Source organism: Streptomyces sp. NBC_00247 (assembly GCF_036188265.1).
In the GTDB taxonomy this organism is placed as follows: domain Bacteria; phylum Actinomycetota; class Actinomycetes; order Streptomycetales; family Streptomycetaceae; genus Streptomyces.
The window spans coordinates 4,149,765-4,169,954 of sequence record NZ_CP108093.1; the positions used below are offsets into that span (position 1 = coordinate 4,149,765).

14 protein-coding genes are annotated in these 20,190 nt (G+C 71.3%); 12 read left to right on the forward strand and 2 right to left on the reverse strand.

Features of this window, described 5'->3' with window-relative positions; translation table 11 throughout:
* The first annotated feature begins 19 nt into the window (after positions 1–19).
* The 11 genes from nuoE (at position 20) to recQ (ending at position 15,380) form a co-directional block, all read left to right on the forward strand.
* Positions 20–841 (forward strand): NADH-quinone oxidoreductase subunit NuoE, encoded by an 822-nt coding sequence (gene nuoE, locus OHT52_RS17875; RefSeq protein WP_328723788.1) that lies wholly within the window; start codon positions 20–22, stop codon positions 839–841.
* Complete coding sequence (nuoF, locus tag OHT52_RS17880) at positions 841–2,223, forward strand: NADH-quinone oxidoreductase subunit NuoF (RefSeq protein WP_328721214.1); 1,383 nt, start codon at positions 841–843, stop codon at positions 2,221–2,223. Before nuoE ends, nuoF begins: the two co-directional genes overlap by 1 nt.
* The gene (locus tag OHT52_RS17885) at positions 2,220–4,727 is read left to right on the forward strand and encodes an NADH-quinone oxidoreductase subunit G (RefSeq protein WP_328721215.1); all 2,508 of its coding nucleotides are present in this window, start codon (positions 2,220–2,222) and stop codon (positions 4,725–4,727) included. The genes nuoF and OHT52_RS17885 overlap by 4 nt, the downstream gene beginning before the upstream one ends.
* A complete protein-coding gene (nuoH, locus tag OHT52_RS17890; protein WP_328721216.1) occupies positions 4,724–6,127 on the forward strand; it encodes an NADH-quinone oxidoreductase subunit NuoH in 1,404 nt (467 codons plus the stop codon). The genes OHT52_RS17885 and nuoH overlap by 4 nt, the downstream gene beginning before the upstream one ends.
* 73 nt (positions 6,128–6,200) lie before the next feature.
* A complete protein-coding gene (nuoI, locus tag OHT52_RS17895; protein ID WP_443046800.1) occupies positions 6,201–6,827 on the forward strand; it encodes an NADH-quinone oxidoreductase subunit NuoI in 627 nt (208 codons plus the stop codon).
* Positions 6,824–7,705: an NADH-quinone oxidoreductase subunit J gene (locus OHT52_RS17900; protein WP_328721218.1), complete on the forward strand. Its 882-nt coding sequence runs from the start codon at positions 6,824–6,826 to the stop codon at positions 7,703–7,705. Before nuoI ends, OHT52_RS17900 begins: the two co-directional genes overlap by 4 nt.
* The gene (gene nuoK / locus OHT52_RS17905; protein ID WP_024493678.1) at positions 7,702–8,001 is read left to right on the forward strand and encodes an NADH-quinone oxidoreductase subunit NuoK; all 300 of its coding nucleotides are present in this window, start codon (positions 7,702–7,704) and stop codon (positions 7,999–8,001) included. Before OHT52_RS17900 ends, nuoK begins: the two co-directional genes overlap by 4 nt.
* An 11-nt stretch (positions 8,002–8,012) precedes the next feature.
* Complete coding sequence (gene nuoL, locus OHT52_RS17910) at positions 8,013–9,908, forward strand: NADH-quinone oxidoreductase subunit L (RefSeq protein ID WP_328721219.1); 1,896 nt, start codon at positions 8,013–8,015, stop codon at positions 9,906–9,908.
* Between the two features lie 4 nt (positions 9,909–9,912).
* Entirely contained in the window at positions 9,913–11,484 is a 1,572-nt protein-coding gene (locus tag OHT52_RS17915; protein ID WP_328721220.1) for an NADH-quinone oxidoreductase subunit M, read from the forward strand.
* Positions 11,481–13,145 (forward strand): NADH-quinone oxidoreductase subunit NuoN, encoded by a 1,665-nt coding sequence (nuoN, locus tag OHT52_RS17920; RefSeq protein ID WP_328721221.1) that lies wholly within the window; start codon positions 11,481–11,483, stop codon positions 13,143–13,145. Before OHT52_RS17915 ends, nuoN begins: the two co-directional genes overlap by 4 nt.
* 186 nt (positions 13,146–13,331) lie before the next feature.
* Complete coding sequence (recQ, locus tag OHT52_RS17925; protein ID WP_328721222.1) at positions 13,332–15,380, forward strand: DNA helicase RecQ; 2,049 nt, start codon at positions 13,332–13,334, stop codon at positions 15,378–15,380.
* A gap of 186 nt (positions 15,381–15,566) precedes the next feature.
* Here the strand turns inward: recQ and fahA are convergent, their stop codons facing one another.
* Positions 15,567–16,808, reverse strand: a complete 1,242-nt coding sequence (fahA, locus tag OHT52_RS17930) for a fumarylacetoacetase (protein WP_328721223.1) — start codon at positions 16,806–16,808, stop codon at positions 15,567–15,569.
* 148 nt (positions 16,809–16,956) lie between these two features.
* Entirely contained in the window at positions 16,957–18,951 is a 1,995-nt protein-coding gene (locus OHT52_RS17935; RefSeq protein WP_328721224.1) for a CocE/NonD family hydrolase, read from the reverse strand.
* A gap of 219 nt (positions 18,952–19,170) precedes the next feature.
* On the opposite strand from OHT52_RS17935, the gene OHT52_RS17940 reads away from it, so the two are divergent.
* The gene (locus OHT52_RS17940; RefSeq protein WP_328721225.1) at positions 19,171–20,181 is read left to right on the forward strand and encodes a polyprenyl synthetase family protein; all 1,011 of its coding nucleotides are present in this window, start codon (positions 19,171–19,173) and stop codon (positions 20,179–20,181) included.
* Positions 20,182–20,190: the final 9 nt, after the last annotated feature.

The window sequence follows — 20,190 nt, forward strand, 5'->3', positions numbered from 1 at the left end:
CCAAGAGGTCAGTCTGGGGATGCCGCAGCTCCCCGCCCCCGCCTACCCCGACGACGTACGGGCCAGGCTCGAAACCGACGCGCGGGAGGTGATCGCCCGCTACCCCGACAGCCGCTCCGCGCTGCTGCCGCTGCTCCACCTCGTCCAGTCCGAGGAGGGGTACGTCTCCCGTACGGGCATGGCCCTCTGCGCCGAACTCCTCGGGCTCACCACGGCGGAGGTCACGGCGGTCGCGACCTTCTACACGATGTACCGGCGCAAGCCGAGCGGCGACTACCAGGTGGGCGTCTGCACCAACACCCTCTGCGCGGTCATGGGCGGCGACGCCATCTTCGACCGGCTCAAGACGCACCTGGGTGTCGGCAACGACGAGACCACCGAGGACGGCAAGGTCACGCTCGAACACATCGAGTGCAACGCGGCCTGCGACTTCGCACCCGTCGTGATGGTGAACTGGGAGTTCTTCGACAACCAGACCCCCGAGAGCGCGACGAAGCTCGTCGACGACCTCATCGCCGGGCGGACCGTCGAACCCACCCGGGGCGCCCCGATCTGCTCGTACAAGGAGACCGCCCGCATCCTCGCCGGGTTCCCCGACGAGCGCCCCGGCGCGGTCGCCGCGAGCGGCGGCGCCGGACACGCCTCGCTGGCCGGGCTCCGCCTCGCCAAGGGCGAAGCCGCCCCGGGCCGCCGGGTCGTCTCCCAGCGCAGGGACGTACCCGCGGGCCGGCCGCACGATCCCTCGCCGTCCGAGCACCTCAGCTCGCACGACGCACCGCAGCAGACATCGGCCTCCGACCCGGACCACCCGGCCGGACCCGCAGCCGAGGAGGGGGAGTGATGACCTTGGCCGCCGAGATCGACAGGAACGGGACCAGCCCCGAGAAGCTCCTCGCCCCGGTTCTCTCCGCCCACTGGGACGAAGCGGAACCGTGGACGCTGGAGAGCTACCGCCGCCACGACGGGTACGAGGGCCTGCGCAAGGCACTCGCCATGTCGCCGGACGACCTCATCGCGTACGTCAAGGACTCCGGTCTGCGCGGACGCGGCGGCGCCGGCTTTCCCACCGGGATGAAGTGGCAGTTCATCCCGCAGGGCGACGGCAAGCCGCACTACCTCGTCGTCAACGCCGACGAGTCGGAGCCCGGCACCTGCAAGGACATCCCGCTCCTCTTCGCCAACCCGCACAGCCTCATCGAGGGCATCGTGATCGCCTGCTACGCGATCCGCTCCTCGCACGCCTTCATCTACCTGCGCGGCGAGGTCGTCCCCGTCCTGCGACGGCTGCACGAAGCCGTCCGCGAGGCGTACGCGGCCGGATACCTCGGCAAGGACGCGCTCGGCCCGGGGCTCGACCTCGAACTGACCGTGCACGCGGGCGCCGGGGCGTACATCTGCGGCGAGGAGACCGCCCTGCTGGACTCCCTCGAAGGACGGCGCGGCCAGCCCCGGCTGCGGCCCCCCTTCCCCGCGGTCGCCGGTCTGTACGCCTGCCCCACCGTGGTGAACAACGTGGAGTCCATCGCCTCGGTTCCCGCGATCCTCCAGCGCGGCAAGGACTGGTTCAAGTCGATGGGCAGCGAGAAGTCCCCGGGCTTCACGCTCTACTCGCTCAGCGGCCACGTCACCGGCCCCGGCCAGTACGAGGCCCCGCTCGGCATCACGCTCCGCCAACTGCTCGACATGAGCGGCGGCATCCGCGCCGGGCACCGCCTCAAGTTCTGGACCCCGGGCGGCTCGTCCACCCCCATGTTCACCGACGAACACCTCGACGTGCCCCTCGACTACGAGGGCGTCGGCGCCGCCGGCTCCATGCTCGGCACCAAGGCGCTCCAGTGCTTCGACGAGACGACCTGCGTGGTGCGGGCCGTCACCCGGTGGACCGAGTTCTACGCCCACGAGTCCTGCGGCAAGTGCACGCCCTGCCGCGAAGGCACCTACTGGCTCGTCCAGTTGCTCCGCGACATCGAAGCGGGCAAGGGCCGCCCCGGCGACCTCGACAAGCTCAACGACATCGCCGACAACATCAACGGCAAGTCCTTCTGCGCGCTGGGCGACGGCGCCGCCTCGCCGATCTTCTCCTCGCTGAAGTATTTCCGCGACGAGTACGAGCAGCACATCACCGGCAAGGGCTGCCCCTTCGACCCCGCGAAGTCGACCCTCTGGGCCGACGACGCCGACGACCAGGACGACCGAGACGCTCACCGGGGGGTGAACGCATGACAGTCACCACGAGTGCGCCCTCCGGGGGCGGACAGGCGGCCGTACCGCCGGAGGACCTCGTCACGCTGACCATCGACGGCATCGAGACCAGCGTCCCCAAGGGGACCCTGGTCATCCGTGCCGCCGAGGAACTCGGCATCGAGATCCCGCGCTTCTGCGACCACCCGCTCCTCGACCCCGCGGGCGCCTGCCGCCAGTGCATCGTCGAGGTGGAGGGCCAGCGCAAGCCGATGGCCTCCTGCACCATCACCTGCACCGACGGCATGGTCGTCAAGTCGCAGCTCACCTCACCCGTCGCCGAGAAGGCCCAGAAGGGTGTGATGGAGCTGCTGCTCATCAACCACCCGCTGGACTGCCCGGTCTGCGACAAGGGCGGCGAGTGCCCGCTCCAGAACCAGGCGATGTCGCACGGCGAGGCGGAATCCCGGTTCGAGGGCCGCAAGCGGACGTACGAGAAGCCCGTCCCGATCTCCACCCAGGTGCTGCTGGACCGCGAACGCTGCGTACTCTGCGCACGCTGCACCCGGTTCTCCAACCAGGTGGCCGGCGACCCGATGATCGAGCTGATCGAGCGCGGCGCGCTCCAGCAGGTCGGCATCGGCGAGGGCGACCCCTTCGAGTCGTACTTCTCCGGCAACACCATCCAGATCTGCCCGGTCGGAGCGCTCACCTCGGCGGCGTACCGCTTCCGCTCGCGCCCCTTCGACCTGGTCTCCTCGCCCTCGGTCTGCGAACACTGCGCGGGCGGCTGCGCCACCCGCACCGACCACCGGCGCGGCAAGGTCATGCGCCGCCTCGCGGACAACGACCCCGAGGTCAACGAAGAGTGGCTGTGCGACAAGGGCCGCTTCGGCTTCCGGTACGCCCAGCAGCGCGACCGGCTCACCACCCCGCTGGTCCGCAACGCCGAAGGCGTCCTCGAACCCGCCTCCTGGCCGGAGGCGCTCGCCGCCGCCGCCGCGGGACTCGGCGCCGCGCGCGGCCGCGCCGGGGTGCTGACCGGAGGCCGGCTGACCGTCGAGGACGCCTACGCGTACAGCAAGTTCGCGCGGGTCGCCCTGGGCACCAACGACATCGACTTCCGGGCCCGGGTGCACAGCGGCGAGGAGGCCGACTTCCTGGCCGCCCGCGTCGCCGGACGCGGCCACGACCTGGACGGCGAGGGAACCACCTACACCTCGCTGGAGAACGCGTCGGCGGTCCTGCTCGCCGGATTCGAGTCCGAGGAGGAGGCGCCCGGCGTCTTCCTCCGGCTCCGCAAGGCCCACCGCAAGCACGCCCTGCGGACCTGGGCCCTCGCCTCGCACGCCACCCGCGGACTGGAGAAGGCGGGCGGCACCCTGCTGCCCGCCGCCCCCGGCACCGAGACCGAGTGGCTGGACGCGCTCGCCGGAGGCGTCGGGCTCGACGAGGCCGGAGCCGCCGCCGCCGAAGCGCTGCGCGGCGAGAACTCCGTCATCGTCGTCGGCGAACGGCTCGCCGGGGTCCCCGGCGCGCTGACCGCCGTCCTGCGCACCGCCACCGCCACCGGCGCCGACCTGGTGTGGATCCCGCGCCGGGCCGGGGAGCGCGGGGCACTGGAGGCCGGGGCCCTGCCGACCCTGCTGCCCGGTGGCCGCCCGGCCACCGACCCGCGCGCCCGCCAGGAGGTCGCCGCCCTCTGGGGCCTCGCCGACCTCCCCGCCCGCCACGGCCGTGACACGAGCCAGATCCTCGGCGCCGCCGCCACCGGCGAACTCGGCGCCCTGCTCGTCGCCGGCGTCGAACCCCGCGACCTGCCGGACCCGGCCGCCGCACTGGCCGCACTGGACGAGGTCGGCTTCCTCGTCTCGCTGGAACTGCGGCCCAGCGAGGTCACCGACCGCGCCGACGTGGTGCTGCCGGTGGCCGCCGTCGCCGAGAAGTCCGGCACCTTCCTCAACTGGGAAGGCCGCGCCCGGATGTTCCAGGCGGCGCTGAAGCCCGAGCAGATGACCCGTACCCTCGCCCCGACCGACGGCCGGGTGCTGCACATGCTGGCCGACGCGCTCGACGTCCACCTCGGACTGCCCGATCTCGCCGCCGCCCGCCGCGAACTCGACCGGCTCGGCGGCTGGACGGGCGGGTACGCGAGCACGCCGAGGGAGATCGGCCGCCCGCTGCCCCGGGCCGGCGACGGCGAGGCGATCCTCGCCGGCCACCGCATGCTGCTCGACCTGGGCCGCCTCCAGGAGGGCGACGAGGCACTGGCCGGTACCCGGCACGCCGCCGTCGCCCGGCTCTCGGCGCACACCGCCGCCGAGACCGGGGTGAAGGACGGCGACCTGCTCGCCGTCAGCGGACCGGCCGGCAGCGTCGAACTCCCGCTGCGGATCACCGAGATGCCGGACCGGGTGGTCTGGGTACCGCTCAACTCCACCGGACGCGGCGTCCCGGCGCAGACGGGCGCCCGCCCCGGCGGCCTGGTCCGGATCGGCGCCGCCACCACCGCAGCCCCCGCAGACTCACCGGAGGTGCGAGCGTGAACAGCCTCGCTCACCTGGCCACGGCGCCCGGCAACGCCCCGCTGGCCGCCGAGGACCTCTCGATGTTCGGCACCGACCCCTGGTGGCTGGTCGTCGTCAAGGCGGTCTTCTGCTTCGCGTTCCTCATGGTGACCGTGCTCTTCGCGATCGTCTGGGAGCGCAAGGTCGTCGCCTGGATGCAGCTGCGCATCGGCCCCAACAGGAACGGCCCTTGGGGGCTGCTCCAGTCGCTCGCCGACGGCGTCAAGCTGATGCTGAAGGAAGACCTGATCGTCAAGCGCGCCGACCGGGTCGTCTACATCCTCGCGCCGATCGTCGCGGCCATCCCGGCGTTCATGGCGATCGCCGTGATCCCGTTCGGCCCGTCCGGCAACGAGGTGTCGATCTTCGGCCACCGCACGACGATGCAGCTCACCGACCTGCCGATCGCGATGCTCTACATCCTCGCGGTCGCCTCGGTCGGCATCTACGGCATCGTCCTCGCCGGCTGGTCCTCCGGCTCGACCTACCCGCTCCTCGGCGGGCTCCGGTCCTGCGCCCAGATGATCAGCTACGAGATCGCGATGGGCGCCGCGTTCGCCTCGGTCTTCCTCTACTCCGGGTCGATGTCGACCTCGAAGATCGTGGAGGCGCAACAGGACCGCTGGTTCGTCATCCTGCTGCCGGTCTCGTTCATCATCTACATCGTCACCATGGTCGGCGAGACGAACCGCGCCCCGTTCGACATGCCGGAGTCCGAGGGCGACCTCGTCGGCGGCTTCAACACCGAGTACTCCTCCATCAAGTTCGCGATGTTCATGCTCGCCGAGTACGTGAACATGGTGACGGTCTCCGCGGTCTCCGCGACCCTCTTCCTGGGCGGCTGGCGGGCCCCGTACCCGATCAGCACCTTCTGGGAGGGCGCGAACCACGGCTGGTGGCCGATGCTCTGGTTCGTCGTCAAGGTGCAGGTACTCCTCTTCTTCTTCATCTGGCTGCGCGGCTCGCTGCCCCGCGTCCGCTACGACCAGCTGATGAAGCTCGGCTGGAAGGTCCTCATCCCGGTCTCGGTGGTCTGGCTGATGCTGGTCGCCACCGTGCGCGCCCTGAACAACGAGGGCTACGACTTCTCCAGGACCGTGCTGTACGTCGCGGGCGCCGTGATCGCCGTGCTGCTGATCTCCTTCGTCGCCGACACCGTCCGCGACCGCAAGGGCCGCGAGGAGGAGGCGAAGGCGGGTCCGCCGCCCGAGTTCGACCCGATGGCGGGCGGATTCCCCGTACCGCCGCTGCCCGGACAGACCCTGCCGCCCGTGCCCCGGCGCACCCCGCGCCGCGCTCGGGAGCTCGTTGTCAGTGGTGGACCCGATACTCAGAGTGACGAGAACGTGAGTGACGGAAAGGAGGCCGACCGTGTCTGAGCCACAACCCCCGAACTCCTCGGGGGAGAAGTTCCAGAACCCCGTGGCCGGGTTCGGCGTGACCTTCAAGGCCATGTTCAAGAAGCGGCTCACGGAGCAGTACCCGGAGACGTCGAAGGTGACCGCGCCGCGCTTCCACGGCCGTCACCAGCTCAACCGGCACCCGGACGGCCTGGAGAAGTGCGTCGGCTGCGAGCTGTGCGCCTGGGCCTGTCCCGCCGACGCCATCTACGTCGAAGGCGCGGACAACACCGACGAGGAGCGCTACTCCCCGGGCGAACGGTACGGCCGCGTCTACCAGATCAACTACGCGCGCTGCATTCTCTGCGGTCTCTGCATCGAGGCGTGTCCCACCCGGGCGCTCACGATGACCAACGAGTTCGAGCTCGCCAACACCACCCGCGCCAGCCTCATCTACACCAAGGACGAGCTGCTCGCGGGATTGGAGGAGGGCATGGTCGACAGCCCGCACGCGATCTTCCCCGGCATGGACGAACAGGACTACTACCGGGGCCTGGTGACCGAGGCCGCTCCCGGCACCGAGCGCCAGCGCGCGGTGTCCAAGGGCGAGAAGCCGGAGTCCGGCGACGACGAGGACGCCGTGGTGCCGGCCTCCGCCGCCGCTTCGGCCGCGTCCCACGAGCACGGCCACGGCTCACCCACCCACGGTTCGCACGGGCAGAGGGAGGCGGGCGCATGAGCGCGCTGGCAGCGGCGGCCTCCACCACCTCGACCGGCGAGGCCGTGCAGTTCTGGATCCTCGCCACGGTCGCCGTGCTCGGCGCCCTCTCCACCGTCCTGATGAGGCGGGCCGTGCACAGCGCGCTCTCCCTCGCCGGGACCATGATCGTGCTGGCGGTCTTCTACCTCGCCAACGGCGCCTACTTCCTCGGCATCGTGCAGGTCGTCGTGTACACCGGCGCGATCATGATGCTCTTCCTCTTCGTCGTGATGCTCGTCGGCGTCACCGCCGCGGACTCGCTGAAGGAGACCCTCAAGGGCCAGCGCTGGCTGGCCGCCGGATGCGGTCTCGGCTTCGGGGTGCTGCTCGTCGCCGGCATCGGCAACGCCTCCCTGAACAGCTTCAACGGCCTGGGCACCGCCAACGCCGTGCACGGGGGCAACGTCGAAGGACTCGCCAACCTCATCTTCACCAAGTACGTCTTCGCCTTCGAGATCACCGGCGCCCTCCTCATCACCGCCACGGTCGGAGCGATGGTGCTCACCCACAAGGAGCGCACCGAACGCGCGCTCAACCAGCGGGAGATGTCCGAGGCCCGGGTCCGCTCGAACCACCTGCCGCCGCTGCCCGCCCCCGGTGTCTACGCCCGGCACAACGCCGTGGACATCGCCGGCCTGCTCCCCGACGGCACCCCGGCCGAGCTGACCGTGATGCGCACCCTGCGCGACCGCGGACAGATCCGCGACGTCTCCGAGGAGGCGCTCGCCGATCTCAAGGCACTGGAACAGCGGTCCGGTGAGCGGCTCGGCCGCTCCACCGCCCTCACCGCCCGCGGCGCGGGAGCGCCGTCGAGGCGGCAGGGCGACCGTGCAGGGAATGCGGAGGACACCCAGTGAATCCCGTCAACTACCTCTACCTGGCAGCCCTGCTGTTCACCATCGGCGCCAGTGGGGTGCTGATCCGGCGGAACGCGATCGTGGTGTTCATGTGCGTGGAGCTGATGCTCAACGCCTGCAACCTCGCCTTCGTCACCTTCTCCCGCATGCACGGCAACCTCGACGGCCAGATCATCGCGTTCTTCACGATGGTCGTCGCCGCCGCGGAAGTCGTCGTCGGGCTGGCGATCATCGTGTCGCTGTTCCGCTCCCGCCATTCGGCCTCGGTCGACGACGCCAGCCTGATGAAGCTGTGAGGGGCTGAATCGTGGAGAACCTGATCGCGCTGCTCATCGCGGCGCCCCTGCTCGGAGCGGCCGTCCTGCTGTGCGGGGGCCGCCGGCTCGACCGGGCCGGACACTGGCTCGGCACCCTGCTCGCCGGGGTGTCGTTCGTCCTGGCGGTGGCGCTCTTCGCCGACATGCTCGGCAAGGGCGCCGAAGAACGCCTGCTGCACCAGAAGCTGTTCAGCTGGATTCCGGTGGAGGGCTTCCAGGCCGACGTCGCCTTCCAGCTCGACCAGCTGTCGATGACGTTCGTCCTGCTGATCACCAGTGTGGGCACCCTGATCCACATCTATTCGATCGGCTACATGGAGCACGACGAACGCCGTCGCCGCTTCTTCGGCTATCTCAACCTCTTCGTCGCGGCGATGCTCATCCTGGTCCTCGCCGACAACTACCTTCTGCTGTACGTCGGATGGGAGGGCGTCGGCCTCGCCTCGTACCTCCTCATCGGCTTCTGGCAGCACAAGCCCAGCGCGGCGACCGCCGCCAAGAAGGCCTTCCTGGTCAACCGGGTCGGCGACATGGGCCTCTCCATCGCGATCATGCTGATGTTCACCACCTTCGGCACCTTCGCCTTCGGGCCGGTGCTCGGGGCGACCGGCGACACCAGCGAGGGCAAGCTCACCGCGATCGGCCTGATGCTGCTGCTGGCCGCCTGCGGCAAGTCCGCGCAGGTGCCCCTCCAGTCCTGGCTCGGCGACGCGATGGAGGGCCCGACCCCGGTCTCCGCCCTCATCCACGCCGCGACCATGGTCACCGCCGGTGTGTACCTCATCGTCCGTTCCGGCGCGATCTTCAACGCCGCCCCGGACGCACAGCTCGTCGTCACCGTCGTCGGAGCGGTCACGCTCCTCTTCGGTGCGATCGTCGGTTGCGCCAAGGACGACATCAAGAAGGCGCTGGCCGGCTCGACGATGTCGCAGATCGGCTACATGATCCTCGCCGCGGGCCTCGGCCCCATCGGCTACGTCTTCGCGATCATGCACCTGGTGACGCACGGCTTCTTCAAGGCCGGACTCTTCCTCGGCGCCGGCTCGGTCATGCACGGCATGAACGACGAGGTCGACATGAGGAAGTTCGGCGGCCTGCGGAAGTACATGCCGGTCACCTTCATCACCTTCGGCCTCGGCTACCTCGCCATCATCGGCTTCCCCGGCCTCTCCGGATTCTTCTCCAAGGACAAGATCATCGAGGCGGCCTTCGCCAAGGGCGGCACCGAGGGCTGGATCCTCGGCGCCGTGACCCTGCTGGGCGCCGCGATCACCGCGTTCTACATGACCCGCGTGATGCTGATGACCTTCTTCGGCGAGAAGCGCTGGCAGCCGGACGCCGAGGGGCGTGAACCGCATCCGCACGAGTCCCCGAAGTCGATGACGATCCCGATGATCGTGCTCGCCTTCGGCTCGGTCTTCGCGGGCGGCTTCTTCTCCATCGGCGACCGGTTCCTGCACTGGCTGGAGCCGGTTACCGGCCACGACCACGGGGACTCCCCGGTCGGCGCGAGCACCGTCACCGGTGCCACCATGGTGGTGCTCGTCATCGGTGTCGCCATCGCCTGGGCGATGTACGGCCGCAGGCCGGTGCCCGCCCTCGCCCCGCGCGGCTCGCTGCTCACCCGGGCCGCCCGCCGCGACCTCCTCCAGGACGACTTCAACCACGTGGTCCTGGTCCGCGGCGGCGAGCACCTCACCCGCTCCCTGGTCTACGTCGACCACACGCTGGTCGACGGCGTCGTCAACGGCACGGCCGCCTCGGTCGGCGGGCTCTCCGGCCGGCTGCGCACCCTGCAGAACGGCTACGCCCGCTCCTACGCGGTCTCGATGTTCGGCGGTACGGCGGTCCTCATCGCCGCGACCCTGCTGATGAGGGCGGTCTGATCACATGTCCTTTCCCCTCCTGACAGCGGCGGCGGCACTCCCCGCGATCGGCGCCATCGCCACCGCCGCCGTCCCGGCCCAGCGGCGCACCGCCGCGAAATGGCTGGCGCTGCTCGTCTCGCTGGCCACCCTGGTGCTCGCGGCGATCGTGTTCGTCCGCTTCGAGCCCGGCGGCGACCGCTACCAGCTCACCGAGTCGCACGCCTGGATCGCCGACTTCGGCGTCCGGTACGAACTCGGCGTGGACGGCATCGGGGTGGCGCTCCTCGCGCTCACCGCGCTGCTCATCCCGTTCGTGATCCTGGCCGGCTGGCACGACGCCGACCCCCTGGAGACCCAGTCCTCCCGGTGGCGCCCCACCCAGGGATTCTTCGCCCTGATCCTGATGGTGGAGGCGATGGTGATCCTCTCCTTCGAGGCCACCGACGTCTTCCTCTTCTACATCCTCTTCGAAGCCATGCTCATCCCGATGTACTTCCTCATCGGCGGCTTCGGGGACCGGGCCCACGCGGGCACCGACGAGAACGCCTCGGCCCAGCGCTCGTACGCCGCCGTGAAGTTCCTCCTCTACAACCTCGTCGGCGGCCTCATCATGCTGGCCGCCGTCATCGGGCTGTACGCCGTCGCCGGAAGCTTCTCGCTCTCGGAGATCGCCGAGGCCCGCGCGAACGGCTCGCTGGAGATGGCGACCAGTACCGAGCGGTGGCTCTTCCTCGGGTTCTTCTTCGCCTTCGCGGTGAAGGCCCCGCTCTGGCCGCTGCACACCTGGCTGCCCAACGCCATGGGCGAGGCGACCGCACCCGTCGCCGTGCTGATCACCGCGATCGTCGACAAGGTCGGCACCTTCGCGATGCTCCGCTTCTGCCTCCAGCTCTTCCCCGAGGCCAGCAAGTGGGCCACCCCGGTGATCCTCGTCCTCGCGCTGGTCTCCATCGTGTACGGCGCGCTCCTCGCGGTCGGCCAGCGCGACATCAAGCGGCTGATCGCCTACGCGTCGATCTCCCACTTCGGCTTCATCATCCTGGGCATCTTCGCGATGACCAGCCAGGGCCAGTCGGGCGCCACGCTCTACATGGTCAACCACGGCATCTCGACGGCCGCGCTGATGCTGGTCGCCGGCTTCCTCATCACCCGGCGCGGCTCCCGTCTCATCGCCGACTACGGCGGAGTGCAGAAGGTCGCCCCGATCCTCGCGGGCACCTTCCTCATCGGCGGCCTCGCCACCCTCTCGCTGCCCGGACTCGCCCCGTTCGTCAGCGAGTTCCTCGTCCTGGTCGGGGTGTTCAGCGCCTACCCGGTGGTCGGGATCATCGCCACCACCGGCATCGTCCTCGCCGCGCTCTACGTCCTGGTGCTCTACCAGCGCACCATGACCGGCCCGGTGAAGGCCACCGTCCAGGGCATGCCGGACCTGCGGGTCCGCGAACTGGCCGTGGTCGTACCGCTGATCGCGCTGCTGATCTTCCTGGGCGTCTTCCCGAAGCCGCTCACCGAGATCGTCGACCCGGCGGTGGAGCACACCATGTCCGACGTACAGAAGCAGGACCCCCAGCCCGAGGTGGAGGCCGCCAAGTGAGCGCAACAGCTGTCCACAGCCTGTGGACCGTGGCGGGCGGGGTGACGACGGCCGCACCGGACGTGAAGTTCACGGCCCCCACCATCGAGTACGCCCAACTCACCCCCGTCCTGATCGTGGTCGGCGCGGCGGTGCTCGGCGTCCTGGCGGAAGCCTTCGTGCCCCGCCGGGGCCGGTACCTCACGCAGGTCCTCCTCACCGTCGTCGCCCTGGCCGCCGCGTTCGCCGCGGTCGTCGGGCTCGCCGCCGGCGGGTACGGCACGACCAAGGCCCACATCGCCGCGATGGGCGCCGTCGCGGTGGACGGCCCGGCGCTCTTCCTGCAGGGCACCATCCTGCTGGCCTCGATCGTCGCGGTCTTCACCTTCGCCGAGCGGCGGCTCGACCCCGCCCCGCAGGGCAACCGGGTCGACTCCTTCGTCGCACAGGCCGGGTCCGTCCCGGGCAGCGACAGCGAGAAACAGGCGGTCCGCGCCGGGTTCACCACCACCGAGGTGTTCCCCCTCCTCCTCTTCGCCGTCGCGGGCATGCTGGTCTTCCCGGCCGCCAACGACCTGCTGACCCTCTTCGTCGCGCTCGAAGTCTTCTCCCTGCCGCTCTACCTCCTCTGCGCCCTCGCCCGCCGCAAGCGGCTGATGTCGCAGGAGGCCGCGGTGAAGTACTTCCTGCTCGGCGCGTTCTCCTCGGCGTTCCTCCTCTTCGGGATCGCCCTCCTCTACGGCTACGCGGGCTCCGTCTCGTACGCCACCATCGCGAGCGTCGTCGACGGCTCGGTCACCGAGATCGACCCCGCCCTCGCCTCCACCATGGGCAACGACGCGCTGCTCCTCATCGGTGGCGCGATGATCCTGATGGGGCTGCTCTTCAAGGTCGGCGCGGTGCCGTTCCACATGTGGACCCCGGACGTCTACCAGGGCGCACCGACCCCGGTCACCGGTTTCATGGCCGCCGCCACCAAGGTCGCCGCGTTCGGCGCGCTGCTCCGGCTGCTGTACGTCGTGCTCCCCGGCCTCGCCTGGGACTGGCGGCCGGTCATGTGGGGCGTGTCCATCGTCACCATGCTGGGCGGTGCGATCGTCGCGATCACCCAGACCGACATCAAGCGGCTGCTCGCCTACTCCTCGATCGCGCACGCCGGGTTCATCCTCGCCGGTGTCATCGCGACCACTGCGGAGGGCATCTCCTCGGTCCTCTTCTACCTCGTCGCCTACTCCTTCGTGACGGTCGGCGCCTTCGCCGTCGTCACCCTGGTGCGCGACGCGGGCGGCGAGGCGACCCACCTGTCGAAGTGGGCCGGGCTCGGCCGGCGCTCCCCGCTGACCGCCGCCGTCTTCGCGGTGTTCCTGCTGGCCTTCGCCGGTATCCCGCTCACCTCCGGCTTCTCCGGCAAGTTCGCCGTGTTCAAGGCGGCGGCGGACGGCGGCGCGGGCGGACTCGTCGTGGTCGGTGTGATCTCCTCGGCGATCGCCGCGTTCTTCTACATCCGGGTCATCGTCCTGATGTTCTTCCAGGAGCCGAAGGCGGACGGCCCCACGGTCGCCGTCCCGTCCCCGCTGACGATGACCACCATCGGCATCGGCGTCGCGGTCACCCTGGTGCTCGGCCTCGCCCCGCAGTACTTCCTGGACCTGGCGAGCCAGGCGGGGATCTTCGTGCGGTAGCGGTGCGTGGCGGTGTGGTGCACACGCCGTTCCCCCAACGCCGGACGGGCTGGAGTCAAGCCCGTCCGGCGTTGTCGTACGGGCCGCCTATGGTGAAGGAGGACGGCCGGACGACGACCACACGAGCGACGACGGCAGCACGATGCGACGACGGCGAACAGAGCGACGAGCAGGACGGGCGACACCATGGACGTGACCGAGGACGTGACCGAGGACGTGACCGAGGCCACCGGCGACAGCGAGGCACGGCGGACCCTGCACCGGGTCTTCGGGTACGAGTCGTTCCGGGGCGAGCAGGGCGCGATCATCGAACACGTGGTCGCGGGCGGCGACGCCGTCGTGCTGATGCCCACCGGCGGCGGCAAGTCCCTCTGCTACCAGATCCCCGCCCTGGTCCGCCCCGGCACCGGTATCGTCGTCTCCCCGCTGATCGCCCTCATGCAGGACCAGGTCGACGCCCTGCGCGCGCTGGGCGTCCGGGCCGGCTTCATCAACTCCACCCAGGACTTCGACGAGCGCCGCTCCATGGAGGCGCAGTACGTCGCCGGAGAGCTGGACATCCTCTACCTCGCGCCCGAGCGGCTCCGCCTGGACTCCACGCTCTCGCTGCTCTCCCGGGGCACCGTCTCCGTCTTCGCGATCGACGAGGCGCACTGCGTCGCCCAGTGGGGCCACGACTTCCGCCCCGACTACCTCGCCCTCTCCGTCCTCGGCGAACGCTGGCCGGACGTCCCGCGCATCGCCCTCACGGCGACCGCGACGAACGCCACGCACCAGGAGATCACCCGCCGCCTGGGCATGCCGGACGCGAAGCACTTCGTGGCCAGCTTCGACCGGCCCAACATCCAGTACCGCATCGTCCCGAAGTCCGACCCCAAGAAGCAGCTGCTCACCTTCCTCAAGGAGGAGCACACCGGGGACGCGGGCATCGTCTACTGCCTCTCCCGCAATTCCACGGAGAAGACGGCCGAGTACCTCTGCCGCAACGGCATCGAGGCCGTGCCGTACCACGCGGGTCTCGACGCAGGGACCCGCGCCACCCACCAGTCCCGCTTCCTGCGCGAGGAGGGGCTCGTCGTCGTCGCGACGATCGCCTTCGGCATGGGCATCGACAAGCCGGACGTCCGCTTCGTCGCCCACCTCGACCTCCCCAAGTCCGTCGAGGGGTACTACCAGGAGACCGGCCGCGCCGGACGTGACGGCGGCCCCTCCACCGCGTGGATGGCGTACGGCCTCCAAGACGTCGTCCAGCAGCGCAAGCTCATCCAGGGCGGCGACGGCGACGAGGCACACCGCCGCCGAGCCTCCGCGCACCTGGACTCGATGCTGGCGCTCTGCGAGACCGTCCAGTGCCGCCGCGCCCAGCTCCTCACCTACTTCGGCCAGGAACCCACCGCCGCCTCCTGCGGCAACTGCGACACCTGCCTGGTCGCCCCGGAGACCTGGGACGGCACGGTCGTCGCACAGAAGATGCTCTCCACCGTGGTCCGCCTGAAGCGGGAGCGGAACCAGAAGTTCGGCGCCGGGCAGATCATCGACATCCTGCTGGGCCGCAAGACCGCGAAGGTGATCCAGTTCGACCACGACCAGCTCTCCGTCTTCGGCATCGGCGAGGAACTGGCCGAGGCCGAGTGGCGTGGAGTCGTCCGCCAGTTGCTCGCTCAGGGCCTGCTCGCCGTGGAAGGGGAGTACGGCACCCTCGTACTGACCGACGCCAGCGCCACGGTCCTCGGCCGGGAGCGCGAGGTGCTGCTGCGCAAGGAGCCCAAGCGAGCCACCGAGCGGACGGCGGCCAAGGGCGAGCGCCGCGCCAAGTCGGCTGCCGCTGCCGCGGATCTGCCCGCGTCCGCCGTGCCCGTCTTCGAGGCACTGCGCGCCTGGCGCGGGGCGACGGCGAAGGAACAGGGCGTCCCGGCGTACGTCATCTTCCACGACGCGACCCTGCGCGAGATCGCCACCCTGCACCCCTCGTCCCTGGCCGAGCTGGGCGGGGTCAGCGGCCTCGGCGAGAAGAAGCTGGCGACCTACGGCGAGGGCGTACTGGAGGTCCTGGCGGGGCTGGGAGCACCCGGCGAAACGCCTGCGGAACGCCCCGCCGCCGAGACCCCGGTACGGACGCCCGCCAGGACGGCCCCGGAGCCCGCACCGGCCCCCGCCCGCACGGCGGGCCCGGTCGAGCCGTACGCCGAATCGGACTTCCGCTGGGACGAGGAGGAGCCCCCGGAGTACGAGTGAGCCGGGGCGGGCGAGGGGACGGCGGACCCGGAGCTACTCCGGCTCCACCGGCCTGCGCGGCGGCAGGATCGCCGTGAGATCCGGGTCGATCGGAAGGGCACGGAGACCTTCAGCCGGTCGTGGAAGATCGAGGGCCGCGCCACCGCCCGGGCCGCGGCCGGCCGCCTCACCCCGTCTCACCCCGTCTCACCCCGCCGCCACGACCGTCCCCGTCACCTCGCCGAGCCCCACCCGGGTGCCGTGGGGGCCCGGCGCCCACGCGGTGAGGGTCACCGTGTCGCCGTCCTCCAGGAAGGTCCGGGCCCCCCCGGGCAGGTCGAGCGGGTCGCGGCCGTTCCAGGTCAGCTCCAGCAGGGAACCGCGCTGGTGCGGCTCGGGCCCGCTCACCGTGCCGGAGCCGTAGAGGTCGCCGGTGCGCAGCGAGGCGCCGTTCACCGTCATCTGCGCCAGCTGCTGGGCCGCCGTCCAGTACATGGTGGAGAACGGCGGTTCGGCGACCGGCTTCCCGTTGATCGCGACGGAGATCCGCAGGTCGATGCCGCCCGGCTCCTCCTCGTCCGCGTCGTCGAGGTACGGCAGGAGTGCGGCGTCCCGGGCGGGCGGGGCGGTCCGGGCCGCGTCCAGCGCCTCCAGCGGGGTCACCCACGCGGAGACGGAGGTGGCGAAGGACTTGCCGAGGAACGGGCCGAGCGGGACGTACTCCCAGGCCTGGATGTCGCGTGCCGACCAGTCGTTGAGCAGCTGGACACCGAAGACGTGCTCGCGGAAGTCGGCCAGTGGCACCGCCGTGCCCTGCGCGGACGGCACCCCCACCACGAAGCCGACCTCGGCCTCGATGTCCAGTTTCACCGAGGGCCCGAAGACGGGCGCCGCGTCGGTGGGCGCCTTGCGCTGCCCCGACGGGCGCACCACGTCCGTACCGGAGACCACGACCGTGCCGGCCCGGCCGTGATAACCGATCGGCAGGTGCTTCCAGTTGGGCGTCAGCGCGGCACCGTCCGGGCGGAAGATCCGGCCCACGTTGGTGGCGTGGTGCTCGCTGGCGTAGAAGTCGACGTAGTCGGCGACCTCGTACGGCAGATGGAGCGTCACCGCGTCGACCGGGTGGAGCAGCGGCTCCAGTTCGACGCGGTGCGAGGGGACGGTCAGCCAGCCGGTGAGCGCCCGCCGCACGTCCCGCCACGCGGTGCGCCCGGCCGCGAGGAGCGGCATCAGGCTGGGCCGGTCCAGCAGCCCGGCGTACGGGGAGCCGAGGGCGTGGGCCGCCGCCCCGGCGTCCAGCACGTGCGAGCCGATCCGGACACCGACCCGCCGCCGGGCGGGGTCGCCGGACGGGCCGGCGGGGAGCGAGAACACGCCGTACGGGAGGTTGTGCGGGCCGAAGGGGTCGCCCTCGTCGGTGTCGAGCGGGCTGCTCTGCTCGGGCATGGGGTGCTGCCTCGCTTTCCAGTCGCGTCGGAGACACGTCGCTCAGGACCACGTTACGTCCGTGTGGCGCGGTCGTGTCCGCAAGCGGGCCTCGTACCCCGGGTGTTCGCCCGCACTCCGGCGCTCCGCGGGGTGCGCGGACTGCCCGTCAGCCCGCCGTGCGCGGGACGCGCTTCTCCCAGGTGCGGTGGAAGACGATCTCGTCGCCGTCCTTGCAGATCACCTCGTTGGAGGTGAGGAAGTGCGTCGCGTCCGCACCGGTCCGGGAGCGGGTCGTGATCTCCGTCCGCCAGGCCGTCTCCGGCCGGTGCAACAGGACCGTCCGCTCCGACCGGGCCCGCGCCGACAGCGGGTCGTCCTGCTGGATCGTGAAGGTGTCGAGGGCGTCCTCGGTGATCTCCAGCCCGTCCGGGTGGAACCGCGTCCCGCCCGGACTCGGGTCGGCCTCCAGCCGCCACTCGCCCCGGGCGAGGTCCCGGACGATGCGCCGCTCCGGGCGCTCCCCGTCCAGGGTGGCCGGTACGGCCTCGCCGAGCGGCTCGGCCTGTTCGGGCTCCCCGAAGACGGGGGCGGGGTCCGCGGTGGGCCGGCGGACCGGGAGCTCCACCAGGCTGCCGTCCGCCTGGAGCGTGAACCCCGCCGAGTCGGCCTGCGGCCAGACCCAGGGCCAGTACGAGGAGGAGACGGCCAGCCGGATGCGGTGGCCGGGCGCGAACGCGTGCCCGATGCCCCCGAGTTCGAAGGTGACGTCCTCGGTCGTCCCGGGCGGCCAGTCCTCGGCCCGGTCGCGGCCGTGGCGGCCGGCCAGATTGAGGGCACCCCGGGTGACGAGGGCGGAGGAGCCGTCCGGCGCCACGTCGCAGAGCCGGGCCACGACCTGGCCGCGCGGCACGGCCAGGGTCAGCCGCAACCGCACCCGGGGACGGCCCAGGATCTCGACGGGCGCCCCCTCCACCGGAAACTCGAAGGCGACCGACTTGGCGTCCTCGTCGCGCTGGTCGGGCGGCAGGTCGGCGTCGTTCCCGCACGGCGAGAACCGGCCCGCGTCCAGCCCGGTCTGCTGCGGCGAGCGGACGATCCGGCCACCGCCCCGCAGGGCGTACGCCACCGGGGTGATGCTCTCCGAGGGCCAGGTACCGTCCCCGACCCAGCGGCCGGGCAGCGTCTCGTACCGGGTGGCGGGCGGGTGGGAGCCGCTGATCCAGGACCGCAGCAGAGGCTCGCTCATCACCCCCGTCTCCTTCTCCTTCAGATGCTGGTCCCACCAGCGCAGCGTCTCCTGGAGGAAACCGATGGCCGGGCCGGGCGCCCGGCCCCGGTCCGGGTACTGGTGCGGCCACGGCCCGATCAGCCCGCGCACCCGGGACGGGTCCAGGTGCTCGACGAGCCGCAGCACGGTGTCCCGGTACGGATCGTGCCAGCCGCCCACCGCGAGGACCGCCGCCCGGATCGCCCCGTACTCCTCGCGGACGCTGCCGCGCGCCCAGTAGCCGTCCCGGGTCTGATGGGCCAGCCAGGTGTGGACGACGGGGTCGAGGGACTCCAGCCGGCCGAGCCACATCTCTTTCCAGCCATCCCCGACGATCTCGGGGTCCGGCGGCTCGGAGGCGGCGGCGAGCAGGCCGGCGGCCCGGGCGTGCAGGTCCGAGGCGAGGACCGAGCCGCCCCAGTACGCGCCGCCGTTGTCGTACCCGTCGTCCGTGGAGCACACCGCGACGACCGCCCGCAGCGCGTCCGGGGCCACCGCGGCGAGCCGGAGCGAGGCGGAGCCGCCCCAGGAGATGCCGAACATCCCGACCCGGCCCGAGCACCACTCCCGCTGCGCCAGCCAGTGGATGACCGCCACCCCGTCGGCCACTCCGGCGTCCCCGTACGCGTCCCCCGGCAGACCTCCGCTGTTGCCGTGGCCCCGCACGTCCACCCGTACCGAGGCGTAGCCGTGACCCGCGTACCAGGGGTGCCGCTGCCGGTCGCGGGGCGCCGTCCCGTCGCCGAGCCGGTGCGGCAGGTACTCCAGCAGCGCGGGGACCGGCTCGTCGGTGAGGGGCCGCCACACGCGCGCGTACAGCTCGGTGCCGTCCGGCAGCGGGACGCGGAGGTCCTCGCGGACGGTCTCGTACGGGAAATCGGTCCGGATGTGCATGGCGTACCTCGGTGTACGGGGCCGGAGGCCCGGGGGACCGGCGGTCTCCGCACGGTGCGACAAAGCGGCAACTCGTGATCGTATGAGCCGATCCCGAACATACCGGCGGTGGCGGGAAGCCGCCCACGGTGATCCAAAGGGGACCGGATACGCTGGCATGAGTGAAGACAGCCGACAGATCGACATTCGTGTGATCGTCAGCAGACAGGAGACCCTCTCGTGACCGTCGTCGGGCCGTTCGGGCTGCGCGTGCGGGACCAGGCTCTTGAGGCCGAGGTCCAGACCGGCCTGGCCGCTGTCGAGGCCGGGCTTCTCGATGCCACCAAGAGTGACGTCCCCTTCATCACGGAAGCCGCGCAGCACTTGGTGCGGGCCGGAGGCAAACGGTTCCGGCCCCTGCTGGTGATGCTGGCGTCCCAGTTCGGCGACTCCGACGCCCCCGGCGTCGTGCCCTCCGCCGTCGTGGTCGAACTGACCCACCTGGCGACGCTGTACCACGACGACGTGATGGACGAGGCCGAGGTCCGCCGCGGGGTGGACAGCGCCAACGCCCGCTGGGGCAACTCCGTCGCCCTGCTCACCGGTGACTTCCTCTTCGCCCGCGCCTCGCACATCCTCTCCGACCTCGGTCCGGAGGCCGTCCGCATCCAGGCCGAGGCTTTCGAACGGCTGGTCACCGGACAGATCCTGGAGACGGTCGGCCCGCGCGACGGCCGTGACCCGGTCGACCACTACATGGACGTCCTCAGCGGCAAGACCGGCTCGCTGATGGCCGTCTCCGGACGGTTCGGCGCCCTCATGTCCGGCGCCGACGAGAAGACCGTCGACGTACTCACCCAGTACGGCGAGCGGCTCGGGGTCGCCTTCCAACTCGCCGACGACGTCCTCGACATCGCCTCCGACTCCCACGAGTCCGGCAAGACCCCCGGCACGGACCTGCGCGAGGGCATCGCCACCCTGCCGGTCCTGCTGCTGCGCGCCCAGGCCGCCGCGGACGGCAAGCCGGACGACCTGGAGCTGGTGGAGCTGCTCGACGGCGACCTCGCCGACGACGCCCGCCTCGCCGAGGCGCTGCGCCGGCTGCGCGTCCACCCGGCGCTGGAGCAGGCCCGCCGCGACACCATCCGGTACGCCGAGGAGGCCAGGGCGGCTCTCACCCCGCTGCCCGACTGCTACGCCAAGTCGGCGCTCGCCGAACTGTGCGACCTCGTGGTGCACCGGGCGGGCTGACGCCCCGTC